General features: G+C 33.3%; 10 protein-coding genes and 1 tRNA gene. 3 read left to right on the top strand and 8 right to left on the bottom strand.

Features of this window, described 5'->3' with window-relative positions; all coding sequences use genetic code 11:
• Positions 1–6 precede the first annotated feature (6 nt).
• Genes NTX65_00180 through NTX65_00160 form a run of 5 tightly spaced genes read right to left on the bottom strand, consistent with a single transcriptional unit; the run spans position 7 to position 5062 of the window.
• Complete coding sequence (locus NTX65_00180; GenBank protein ID MCX6167729.1) at positions 7–771, bottom strand: WecB/TagA/CpsF family glycosyltransferase; 765 nt, start codon at positions 769–771, stop codon at positions 7–9.
• Positions 755–1852, bottom strand: a complete 1098-nt coding sequence (locus NTX65_00175; protein ID MCX6167728.1) for a glycosyltransferase family 4 protein — start codon at positions 1850–1852, stop codon at positions 755–757. Before NTX65_00175 ends, NTX65_00180 begins: the two co-directional genes overlap by 17 nt.
• Before the next feature lie 9 nt (positions 1853–1861).
• A complete protein-coding gene (locus NTX65_00170) occupies positions 1862–3010 on the bottom strand; it encodes a glycosyltransferase (GenBank protein ID MCX6167727.1) in 1149 nt (382 codons plus the stop codon).
• Positions 3007–4101, bottom strand: a complete 1095-nt coding sequence (locus NTX65_00165; protein MCX6167726.1) for a glycosyltransferase family 4 protein — start codon at positions 4099–4101, stop codon at positions 3007–3009. The genes NTX65_00170 and NTX65_00165 overlap by 4 nt, the downstream gene beginning before the upstream one ends.
• The gene (locus tag NTX65_00160; GenBank protein MCX6167725.1) at positions 4079–5062 is read right to left on the bottom strand and encodes a hypothetical protein; all 984 of its coding nucleotides are present in this window, start codon (positions 5060–5062) and stop codon (positions 4079–4081) included. The genes NTX65_00165 and NTX65_00160 overlap by 23 nt, the downstream gene beginning before the upstream one ends.
• On the opposite strand from NTX65_00160, the gene NTX65_00155 reads away from it, so the two are divergent.
• On the top strand, positions 5053–5241 hold the full coding sequence (locus tag NTX65_00155; GenBank protein MCX6167724.1) for a hypothetical protein: 189 nt from the start codon (positions 5053–5055) through the stop codon (positions 5239–5241). The genes NTX65_00160 and NTX65_00155 overlap by 10 nt on opposite strands.
• A 35-nt stretch (positions 5242–5276) precedes the next feature.
• Here NTX65_00155 and NTX65_00150 read toward each other — a convergent pair whose 3' ends face one another.
• Positions 5277–6524 carry an oligosaccharide flippase family protein gene (locus NTX65_00150; GenBank protein ID MCX6167723.1) on the bottom strand — a complete coding sequence of 416 codons (1248 nt, stop codon included), beginning with the start codon at positions 6522–6524 and terminating at the stop codon, positions 5277–5279.
• A 430-nt stretch (positions 6525–6954) separates the two neighbouring features.
• Between NTX65_00150 and NTX65_00145 the strand changes: the two genes are divergently transcribed.
• Positions 6955–7029, top strand: a tRNA-Pro gene (locus NTX65_00145).
• 21 nt (positions 7030–7050) lie between these two features.
• Here NTX65_00145 and NTX65_00140 read toward each other — a convergent pair.
• Both NTX65_00140 and NTX65_00135 read right to left on the bottom strand, forming a co-directional pair.
• On the bottom strand, positions 7051–8349 hold the full coding sequence (locus NTX65_00140; protein ID MCX6167722.1) for a hypothetical protein: 1299 nt from the start codon (positions 8347–8349) through the stop codon (positions 7051–7053).
• Positions 8350–8914: 565 nt separating this feature from the next.
• On the bottom strand, positions 8915–9349 hold the full coding sequence (locus NTX65_00135) for a hypothetical protein (protein ID MCX6167721.1): 435 nt from the start codon (positions 9347–9349) through the stop codon (positions 8915–8917).
• Positions 9350–9744: 395 nt separating this feature from the next.
• Between NTX65_00135 and NTX65_00130 the strand changes: the two genes are divergently transcribed.
• Entirely contained in the window at positions 9745–12594 is a 2850-nt protein-coding gene (locus NTX65_00130; GenBank protein ID MCX6167720.1) for a UPF0182 family protein, read from the top strand.
• Positions 12595–12776 lie beyond the last annotated feature (182 nt).

Raw genomic sequence — 12776 nt, 5'->3', positions numbered from 1 at the left:
AATCTGTTAAGAATTATTTTTCTCACTCCTCTTTTTTATTAATTCACGGATTACTAACATGAAAAATTTTGGTATGCCAAGTAAATATCTTCGCCACAGTCTTTTCGGTTCATTGATCAGTCTGAAAACCCACTCCAATCCAAGTTTTTGAAATAATTTTGGACCTCGAATTTTTTGATTTGTAAAAAGAGCAAATAAATCTCCAACAGCCTGAATTATTCTGACATTAAGTTTGTCCTTATTCTCACTTATCCAATATTCTTGTTTTAAAGAACCTAAACCAACCCATAAAATATCAGGATTTACGTTATTTATTGATTGCAATAATTCTGAATTTTCTAGATCATTAAAACCATTTAATGAACCGACCAAGTTTATATTAGGATACTTTTTGTAGATGTTAGCTTTACCTCGTGCAAGAATTTCATCGGTTGAACCTAAAAAAAATATTTTCCAATTATTTTGTTCAACAATAGATAAAAAACTCCAAGCATAATCTGTCCAATTAAATTTAGTATTTTTTTTCCTCCCGAATAATCTAGATGCTAACCAAATACCAATCCCATCTGGGAAAACAATTTCGGCAGAATTTAAAATTTGAGAAATATTTATATTTTTCTTTGCCAGATTGATTAGTTGAATATTAGCATAAAGAATTACTAATCTGCTCCGATTCTCCAAAGCGCTCTTTATTCTATCACATATCAGATTGAAATCAGCATCATCTACTCTGATGCGATTCAAAACAAGTAATTTATCGATGGGTTTCATGAATTAAGCCAGAATATAGTTTTGTTATCTTATCCGAATATGATTCTGCATTTGTAAGATTATTGACCTTTGACGATAAATTTCGAGATAGTTTTTCAGATAAATCTGTATCGTTGAGTATTCGTTTAATAGATATAACCAAGTCATCAATGCATCCGGTTTTCACTAAAAGACCATCAATTCCATCCTCAATAAACTCTGCTGTCCCCCCAGTTCTTCCTCCAATAAAAGGCTTTTCAGTGAGACCAGCTTCGAGCATTACGTATGGAAAAGAATCGATAATTGAAGGAATCACAACAACATTGCAAATCGAATAATAATTCACAATGTCAGGCGTCGGATCGAGGTATATTATAGCTTTATTCCTTAGAACTGATTGCATCAATTCTTCAGATTCAAAACTGCCAATCATTATAAGCTTCAGGGATGGAAATTCATTTAATAAATTTTCAAAAGCGGATATCAGAACATCACACCCTTTCGTATAACTAATTCTACCAACAAATAATAAAACTCTGTCTGTTACTTTTATTCCTAATTCCTCTTTTAAGCGATCTTCTTCTTTGGCTTTATGATAATTAAACGGTTTTACAAAGTTATAGATTTGTGAAATCTTCCTACTATTTACTCTATACTTCTCGATTAATAAGTGCATTACTGCTTTACTAACTGCAATGATTCTATCAGATCTAAAACTTAGATATTTCCATCCGCTCACTAAACTGTGGACAGTCGTAATTGTTTTAATTCCTAAACGCTTACCTACCAGATATGAAACTAGTTCGGGATAACGGTGATGTGTATGAATAAGATCTATTTTGTTAGCTTTGCAATAATTTAGAAGATAAAAATAATTGACTAGAAATTTATATGGATTCCGGTTTCCTCTTTCGAAATTTAGAAAATCAACCTTCACATTTAGTCCGTCAAGTCTTTCAAGTGAATCTCCTTTATTGGTAATAAAGAATAAACGAAGGCTCTCTTTTTTACTTAATTCTTCCAATAAAAGAAAAACATATTTACTGACACCGCATGAGTAATTGAAGTCGGGAGAAATATGGAGCACATTCATTTTATACATAGTCAATTTCTATTGAATCATTAACTGATTATATAAATTTTCAAAAAATGTTTTAAATGCATGAAGATTATATTTGGATTGAGTTGCAAGTTTTCCATTTTCACCTAATTCTCTCCTAAACGTTTCATTTTTGATAACTAATTCAATGGCTTTTACTCCTCCTTCGATATCTCCTCTAGGATATACTATTCCGCAATTATTATCAATTAATATTTCTCTAGCTCCTCCAACATCTGTGGAGATAACCGGGACAGAATTAGCCATTGCCTCCCAATAAGTTAACGGTAAACCCTCCCAGTCCGAAGTAAACAGAATAGTATCCAAATATTTAAAATAATTTTTTGCGTTTTTAATAAATCCATAAAATTTACAATTATTATCTACATCTAAAGCTTTTGCATAAAGTTTTATGTCTTCTTCCAACGGACCGTCACCAAAATAAATGAAGAATACTGAGTTACCTTTTTGGACTAATTCTTTTAACATTAATAACGATAAATCTATTCTCTTTTGTACCTCAAGTCTGGCAATTATCCCGATCAGAAAAAATTTGGCTTTCATAGTTATTAGATCTTTAATGATTCCAGGATCGGGACTAACTTGTTTTTGGCAATCATAACCATTGTAGTAAACTTCAACCTTAGGAAATAATCTTGTTTCATCCTCCAATAATTGCATGCTTTTTCTTGATGGGACAACAACTATATCAACCGCTCTAAAAAGACAGATTAAGCGGTGCAATACTTTTAGGATCAATTTATCAAGCCTATTATGATAAACTGAATTGATAAATAAGCCATGATAATTAAATATAAATTTTTTCTTAAGAAAGATATTTATCAATCCTGCAAGTATGTAAGGCTTTATTAGGTGAGCATGAATTATATCAACATTTTCAGACCGAAGTATTTTATATATTTTGACTAAGGCATCAATAGATAATCTATTTCTTAACCCAGAAACAACAAATACTTTAATCCCCATTTTATTTAATTCTTGTTCAACAACCTCTCCCCCTTGGTAAATTACTATTTGCTCATATTTATTTTTATCAATATTATTTAGCAACATTAGAAGGTGACTGAACACTCCATCAGCTTTACCTGTTATTCGGTCGCAAATATGGCAGACTTTTATTTTTTCTTGTAAATCAGTCATGAGTTATATAGTTCCAAATACCGACTACTAATTGCATCCCAGTTTAATATATTATAGACAAATGTGGCTTGCTTTGAAATTGAATTTAAGTCATAATAATTAGCGAATAATTTTTTAAGCACTTTGTATAACGCTTCAGGAGAATCTTTATCATAAATAAATCCATTAATTCCATGTTGGATATAATCTTTGGCGCCCACATTGGAAGAAATTATTACAATCATGCCGGATGCCATGGCCTCAACCACCATGAAAGAAAATGAATCGAATTCGGTTGATTTGATGAAAATACTTGTTTCTTTCATAAGAATAAAAAGTTCGTTTGTAGACAGTTGTTCCAAAAAAGTAATTCCAAACAGCGGTTTAATTTTATTTTTTGCATTGTCCTCTCCTAGAACAATAAGTTCGAAAGGATAATAACTGCTAAGTTGATTCAACGTATCAATTACAAAGTTCAATCCCCGTGAGAAAACATTGTTGAATCCATTATAAAATAAAATTCTGAGTTTTTTTTCTACATCAATCGTCTTTCCTGCGAATGAGAATATTCCATCAACACCATTTGGAATAATAACCACTTTCTTTTTATCGAAAGAATAATGTTTAATGCTACTTTCTAGTAATAGTTCAGATACAAATACATGTCTATCAGCATATTTAAATGACAGTCTTTCGAAGAGAACATCCTTAAATCGTCCGTACTTTTTTAATTTTAGAATAGTATTATTTAGCTCTACTTTCACCACCGAATGGTGAGTTACTATAATTTTCCCTTTCAAAAATGATTTATAAATGAAAAGGGAGATAATAAATCTCTCATGAGTAACAATATGGATTATATCGGGTTGTTCTTTCATAAGAAATAAAAAAATTCTCAATATCCCAAGTTGAAATATATGCTGCTCGGTGTTCAATTCTTTTTTCCCTATCAATCTTTTCATGAAAGAACTTTGGCTTCCCTTAAAAAAATATCCAATAAAAAAACTATCCGCATTTTTTGCAGCAATTTCTCCGAATAAACGTTTGGCAAATTTCTCCGGGCCGTTTAGTTTTTCGGATTCGTTGTATCTACCGAGGAATACTATTTTCACTTAATACTCTTTTATAAAGTTTTTTGAAAGTGAATACCATAACACTACAGATAAAAATATATACTTGGATTCTATCGGGAATCATGAAAGTTTTATTTGATGATAGATTCATTATGGGAATTGTGACAGCTGTGAGTATAAACCAGTAAACCGAGATATTGTATTTTGTCGAGATATATTTTATTCCATTAACTCCCATTAATAAAACGGGCCAGAAACCAATTGTAAGCAAACGAGGTATATTAATTGCATAAAACAGCTGGAGTAGCGAGAAAATAATCAAAGGAAAATACATTAAAACTATTTTTTTATTTTTTTTTATACCAAGAACCGAAAATAACACCGGTATAAATCCATAAGCTGAGATTACAATAGCTATGATCTCGAAAAAAGAATATTGTATGTGGAATGATAAAACAAGTTTTACGAAATCGTAGTTGCTTGAGTTATAAGTAACATTTTGTAAACCGGGCGGTAGTGAAGCAATATAGGTTAAATCACCGTTTAATCCTGGGATTAGTAACCTGACTATAAGCAGAAGTGATAAAGACGGTAAAACCAGCAATATATTTTTTGAGAGCAACTTTAGATGGATGATTCTTTCTGAATTGAATGTGTAATAGAGAGGTGCAACAAATAATATCGTCTCTTTAACAAGAATACCAGCTGCTAAAAGTAATGCAAATGCGATTTCCTTTTTTCGCACTAATGAGACAAGTACCAATAGAACGAAAACATTCAACAGTGAATCCGTGAGCCAAAAATCGTAAACATTATATTTAATGATCCATCCCATACCTAAAAAAAAGATCAGTCCAGTCAGAGCATATTTTTTTTCATATTGTAGAATTCTCAGTAAATGATATACAAGTATGGATGAAACTAATAATGTCATCAAAGTTTGAATAAAAAAATTAATAGTTGTTCCGAAAGGTAATATATAAGCTATGAATGGGTTCAATATTCTCCAGCAAAAAGGTGCTAAATGGTATTGGAAGGGATGTTCAGCCATATACATGTATTTATGATGATCCCAGAAGAATTGAAATTCGTAGTGTCCCGGAAACATTATTTTTGAACATAAAACAGAAAAAAAAAGATAGAATGAAGAAATCAATAGAACAAGAATGTATTCATTGAGGGATAGGATGTTTTTAAAAACCTTGTTCAATTTTTTAGTATCCATTAATTCTTGGTTTATTTTTTGAACTCTTAATGAGAAATATCAATTGAAAAAGAAAAACGGAATATTCGGTAATAATGGTCGCAGTTACAGCTCCGTATATTCCAATAAGAGGAATCAGAATAAAGTTGCATGTTATCCCAATCAATACACCAGCTCCTGTAGTAATTAGCGGTATTTTTTCTTTTCGCGAAGAATTCGATATGACACCTGTTAAATTATTCATGAATGCTCCGGGCAAAGCAAAAGTTAGAATAAATAAAATCATTCCCGAAAAACTATAATTAACACCAAAAACTAATCTAATAATCAATTCTCCAAAAACTCCGGAAAAAAAAATGACAGCTAAACTAAACATAATTAACGAATAACATTCGAATTTAATATCCGAAAAATTTAGAAAGTTCTTCTTACTATAAAGAGCAGAATACTTTGTATAAGCGGGCATTAATACTGCAGTACCAAATATCTGGACCGAACGGAACAAAGAATACGCTACTGAATACGCGGCGACATTTTCATAACTCATTAACATTTGTATAATAAGAATATCCACCCGGTCATAAATTGTAACAAAAATAAGCCCGGCACCAATCTTTAGAGAAGATGGCAATATTTCACGCAGGCCTTCCAATTTGAAAACGAACTTATATTGTAAAGAAATTTTTGATAATAAAATTGTCCTTTGCTTATATAAAAGGTATATGTTACTTATTATCAAACAAGAAAGAAAAAAAACAACTCCACTATTCAGAAAAATCAATATCAAGACAAGTAAAAAATAAAATATTTTTGAAATTAAATTTACTGTGAGAGATTCCTTATAGCGTTCTTTACCGTAGAAAATTGAATTGTATATTTGATTCAGGCTTTGTAGATAATTAGCTGAACTGATTATCATAACCCAAACGGGATTCATATTTTGAATCAATGAAAGATAAATTAATTCGATACATATGATCATCGGCAATGAAAGATACTTTATGGTAAGAAGTGGATTCAACTTTGCGACGTAATCTCTACCGGAAGCAATTTCTCTTTGTAAATAGAATGGGATGCCAAAATCAAATAATATTTGAATGATATTGCTGAATGCAAAGATAGTGATAAGAGCGCCGTACTCGTTTTTTGATACTATGCGCGCAAGAATTATATAGAACACTAAATAAGTTACTCTTTCCAGAAACTGATTAAAAAAAACAAAATATCCGGACTTAACTTTGAACTCTGTCAACGCCATAAAGCAATTATAGTATTTTAATACATTAAGATATTGAAATATAAATGTAGATGTTACTTAGCTCAAGGACGAATTTCATTTTAATAAAACTAGAATTGTTGGAACCGGTTTAATACAAATAATTCGCTTTCACAGGTTCTGTATGCAAGATTAGTTTGGTTAAACTTTGTTTGAATCACATATAAATTACGCATGCCAAAAATAATGACTATTTCAAAAAGGCAATGAAGAATAGAAGGTGTTTAATTATTTCATTCAAGTGAGTCTCGAATCTCAACTAAATTTGAGTTTATACCAAGATTTTCATGATGAATTTTTATTTCGGAAAAATTATATAGAAGAATAGAATAAATTAGATTTTTGACGGAACAATTCAATTATAGATTTTTATATGCCTGCTAAAAATTCTATCTTAGCCCCGTTAAATTTTCGGGGTGTAGCGCAGCCCGGTTAGCGCGCTTCGTTCGGGACGAAGAGGTCGGGAGTTCGAATCTCCCCACCCCGACTTTGATCATTTCTATTTTTATTAAAAGGGACCGGAAACTGCTCCGCCCTGATCATGCGATATCCAATACCAGCCTGTCTTCGATGAATCGTTAATCCATTTCTCTTTTACGATCGTTAAGTTTCTAGTCCAACCGGTACCGCTTGCTGTGCCTGTCGTATTGGTACTTTGTTTCAGAACAAACCATCTATAAACCCAATTTCCTTTTCCGGCTACATTCGGATTTGCCTGCACTCCGTTTTGCTGGTAGTCCGGTGTGTTTGGTAATTGCGGCATATTTCCGCCGATTACCGTTGTGGTTGTCGAAAAATCAATACTTAGTTTCGAAGCTACTACATCCTTTAGCCAGGACTCACTTATCGTTCCGCTTCCACTTGATAAATATGTGTTCGTTGCCGTAAATGTTTTTGTGGCTGAACCTGAAGCCAATTCCAAATAATCTGATAAGCCGGTCGTTGGTGTCCCGTCTGTCAAATTGAGCGCTGCGTCTTCCGATAGAGCATAGATCGTAAAATGCGTTACCTGAGCCGAAGCTGTCGTTCCTCCTGCATTTACAGTAGCTGTAAATCCTGAATTTGTATATGTGCCGGTTTGTTCATTCAATTGTAAAAGGGGAAATGTTTTTCCAACCGGTTGTGTTGAAGGAAGTGGAAAACTTATTGTTACAGGCTGACTGAACTGTGTGCCGGAAGGTCCAAATTGACCTGCTGATTGAACTGCAGCAGAAGCGCTCGTAGTTGGAATAGGAATTTGACCTGCCGGTATTGATGCAGCAGTTATTGTCACCGGTGAAGATACCGCACTTGGCGGAACTGAAACAGTTAATGGTTGTGATGATACTGATTGTGTATTAGGAGTGCTAGCCTGACCTCCGGTTGCGGCAGTTATTGGGGCTGAGGCCACTTGTAATTTAGACAATAATATATCAGCGACAATTGCAAAGTTAGCGACTTTATTTATATCTGCTACTTTTGAATCATATCCATACCCTTCTTTATCGGCCACTACAACAAGCGATGGGTCAATATTAGAAGTAGCATCATAACTATATTTTCCTGAATTGTCGGAAAGGATAGTTGATAAAAGTGTTCCGTCGTTTTTTTTGATTTTCACAGTTGCCGCAGCAATTGTGCTTCCACTAGAAGCATCTTTAACATATCCACTTAAAATAAGAGGCTGTAGAGCAGCCGGCGGTGGATTTGGTGTGGGAAGATCCGGTTCAACTCTCGCACTCTCACAACTCAAAATTAATAATGAGCAGCCGAAAAGAAAAAGAAATGAACTAACGGTAAAAATCGAAGAAGATTTATATTTATTCATTTTGCACCTCTAGTGACTTATGATTTATCGAAAACAAATCTTTAAAAGACTTGAATTTAATTTTTCATATAAATTCTAATTCTATTATCGGGGATTCGTGCAATTAATTGAACCGGATTTGATTTAGATGTGCCGCTGAATGATAGTTTTTCATCAATTCCACTCTGTATAAACATCATTTCTTATTGATAAATGAAAAACCAGAAATGTAAAACAGATCCCTCTATTTGGAACCCCACTTCGGAGCGAGAAGCAAAAATCTTAATTTAATTTCAGCAACATCTCTCTCTACATCAAACAGAAAGCATGAATCTTGCGGTGAAACATACCAGTCTAATCAAGAGTAATTTTTACAAAAATTTTCGAGGATTTGATTGAATCCGTTGAGATTGAGGAGTGAATATACTGGAGTTGTGAGTACTGCAGAAAATATTTGAGGCATGATTAAATCAATACTTATAATTCATTCTCATGCTACTAATGGCATCTGTACTTACTATCAGAATTGAACTCCAGTTTTGAAATCGGGAGTAAATTAAATGCGTTTATTAAATTCCTCTATCTACTAAGCTGCGGCAAATTCCGAATTAAGATAATTCTGTATTTCAAATCGATCTGTAATATGCCGATCGGCATTATCAATAAACTGTTCCAATTCCATAAAGAGCCATTGTTTTGATAAATCGTTATCAATTGCGAAAGAAGAAAGCCAGTTTAGTTTATAAATATTTAAGACATTATCAATAAATGCAATTTTTAATGCGTCCTTTATAAACGCTTCGGCTAAAATATGATTTGTAAATTTCGGAGGATTCTCAGTAAGATATTCATTATCTAAAAGTTCATTAACGGCGTTCTCAACAAATCTTCCGTTGAAACCGAGCACTTTAGATAACTCTTTAATTCTTTCCTTCTCAATTTCATTTATAGTTCTGTCTCTCTTTATTAAAATGAGAAGACCTCTCAAATAATTGCTCTTATCAATTGGATTTAAGATCATAATACACCTCTTTTTAATATGAATAAAGTGTTTCAAAAAGTAGAAATGTAAATACGCTCTCGTCTCTGCTAATTTTTAGATCTGTTTGTTAAACTAACACTAAAGAATTAAATATTTTCCCAAAAGACTTTATAACTTCAGTTCATTACTTGGACAAAATCAAAATGAAAATGGTTTCATGGAAAAGAGATAAAATTTTTGGCACCATTTAAATAATAATTATCCATTATAAATTTTTCAATGTTAGACTTATTCCTGCTCAAGAACATTGCGCCAATCTGACGCATAAGACGGATTCGTTTTTTTTCTTTTTCTTCTATCGAACACCTAATGAATAATTTTAATATTTTATATAAGCAAGTTTTGATGTCGATTATAAAGAAGGAGATTTACAAATGTACATTGCATTGTTACTAATTTTATTGGGGTTGTCTCTATTTCTATTTGTTACAGGCGTCCGAAAGGGACAGAAATTAAAAAAATATTTTGGAGTTGTTCTCGCCGTATTAACTCTATTATTCTTTTGGTTTATGGATTTTTGGGGCGAGGCTCTCTGGTTCGAAAATCTCGGCTACGGTACTCCGTTCTGGACGGTTGTAAATTCAAATGGTTTACTTGCAATTGCCGGGGCTTTCATTGGGTTAATTGTAGTATTTCTATTAACGTTGCGAATTTCGAAAAATCATCGAATAATCAGCACACTCTCAAGATTATTAGGTATTGTAATAGGCGGTTATTGGGGCTATTCTCATTGGGAAATAATTCTAAAATATTGGTACGGGGTCAATACCGGTTTAAAAGATCCAATTCTTGGTAAAGATGTTGGTTTTTATCTTTTTTCGTTACCTTTTTATGACTCTCTCATAGAGCTTTTTTTCCTTTTATCTCTAATTTCACTCATTTCATTATTCATTGCTTCATTTGTTCGTTTAACTGAGAATAATATATTGTTTTACATTCCTAAGGAAGGTGAGATAACTTCAAAACGGTTTTACTTCCCTCTCTACTTAAATTCTTTTGTTTTTATTCTGATCATTGCTGCAGAGAGATTTTTAAGCAGATATCATTTAATGTATTCTACAACCGGTGTTGCTTCCGGTATGAGCTGGACCGATGAAAATATTCTTCTTCCCGCTATTACAGTTGTTATAATTATAATGATTTTATTCAGCATTGCTCTTATCGTCCCGAATATAAGAATGAGGCTACAAAAATATTTATTTAAAAAATTTCACATCGTACAGGATCGATCTCATATTGTAGTTCTCGTAGTTACCGGTATCTCGATTCTAATTATTTGGATCCTTGCCTTCGATATTTTACCAAGAGCATTCAATTGGCTTGTAGTTAAACCAAACGAAATAACTTATGAACGCCCTTATATTCAAAATAATATTGAATTTACCCGCTTCGGTTTCGGCTTAAATAAAGTTGAAGAAAAAGAATATCCCATGAACGGGACATTGAATCAAGGGACAATTAATGAAAACCCAAATTTGTTTTCAAATATACGATTGTGGGATTGGAAAGCGCTGGATGCTGTTTATAGACAATTCCAAACGATGCGTCTTTATTATGAATTTACCGATGTTGATGTTGACCGTTATAATATTGATGGAAAAGATAGACAGGTTATGGTTTCGGCACGAGAGATTAATCTTGATAACTTGCCCCAACAAAGTCAGACCTTTGTGAATAAACGGTTTCAATATACACATGGTTACGGTTTAACAATGGCAGGCGTAAGCGAATTTACTCCCGAAGGGTTGCCGCATCTACTAATAAAAGATATTCCCCCGGTAACGGAGTCTAAATCTCTGGAAGTTAAGCAACCGCAAATTTATTTTGGTGAAAGAACTATTACGCCGGTTATTACTAATTCAAAAGTAAAAGAATTTGATTACCCAAGCGGTGAAGAAAACGTTTATACAAATTATGCAGGAACCGGAGGCGTAGAACTTTCAAACTTCTGGAGAAAATTTTTGTACGGCTGGAAGTTTGACGGAACAAACTTTTTATTTTCCGATTACCCGACAAATAAAAGCCGATTTATGTTTCATAGACAAATTACGGAGCGAGTTAAATTGCTGGCACCTTTTCTCCAATTTGACAAAGATCCTTACCTAGTACTCTCAGAGGGAAAATTATATTGGATGATTGACGCTTATACCACTTCCGAATATTTTCCTTACAGCCAACCGTTCTCAACAACAGAAAATATTCAGTATAAAGAAGGAAATAATACACGGGTGCTCACGAATCAAATGAGTGAATACCTTGAAGGAGTGAATTACATTCGCAATTCAGTTAAAGCTGTTATAAATGCTTACGACGGTAAAGTTAATTTTTATATTATGGATACTGAAGACCCCATCATAAAAGTCTGGAACAATATTTTCCCGGATCTTTTTAAGACTAAAAATCAAATGCCGAAAGACCTTTTGACTCATCTAAGGTATCCAATTGATATGCTTCTAACACAGGGAATTGTCTACGAAAAATATCATATGACAGATCCAACTGTTTTCTATAATCAGGAAGACCTTTGGATTCGTGCGACGGATAAATATTACAGTCAAGTACAGCCTGTTGAACCGTATTATATAATGTGGCAGCAGCCTGGTACAACAAAGCAGCAATTTGTATTAATGTGCCCCTTTACTCCCAAGAACAGGCAGGTTCTTATAGGGTGGATTGCCGGTATGTGTGATGCGGAAAATTATGGAAAGTTTGTGGCTTACCAATTCTCAAAAGATAAAATGGTGCTCGGACCCCAGCAGGTTGAATCAAAAATTGATCAGGACAGTTTTCTATCCGGACAACTTACTTTGTGGGATCAGCATGGCTCTAAAGTAATTAGAGGAAATGTCCTTGCAATACCTGTTAATAATACACTTTTTTATGTCGAACCAATCTATCTTCAAGCGGAAACTGCCGCCTATCCCGAACTTCGAATTGTAGTCGTGATGCATGGAGATAATATGAGTTATGCAAAAACTTTTGATGAAGCGCTCAATGGTTTATTTTCTAAGTCACCGGTTATCAAAAATTTATCCCAAACGGAAAACAGTGCACCAATCACGGTGTCTCAACTTCCGGGACAGATTAAAGCGGCAAACGATGCTTTTAATAATTATTTAAAGCTGAATGCCGATAAAAAGTTTTCTGAAGCTGCAAAAGAACTTGAAAAATTACAGCAAGCTCTTCAAACTCTGTCAAATCAATCCGCGGAAAAGAAAAAATGATTCTCCATTAAAATAATCGGCGCGGTTCAAATGAACCGCGCCGATGCTTAATTCGGTTAATTTGATTACTCAGTTCCTCCTTTGATTGTATCCCATGATATTCCGGATTTATTCCCTACTTCATTTATCGTTTTCCGAATTTCTTTAATCGGAGGATATTAGAATCCTTTTACTCCATGAAG

The sequence above is a fragment of the Ignavibacteriales bacterium genome, assembly GCA_026390795.1.
GTDB lineage: Bacteria > Bacteroidota > Ignavibacteria > Ignavibacteriales > Melioribacteraceae > Fen-1258.
The sequence above is the reverse complement of the archived record's forward strand: the minus strand, read 5'-3'. Positions and strand labels throughout refer to the sequence as shown.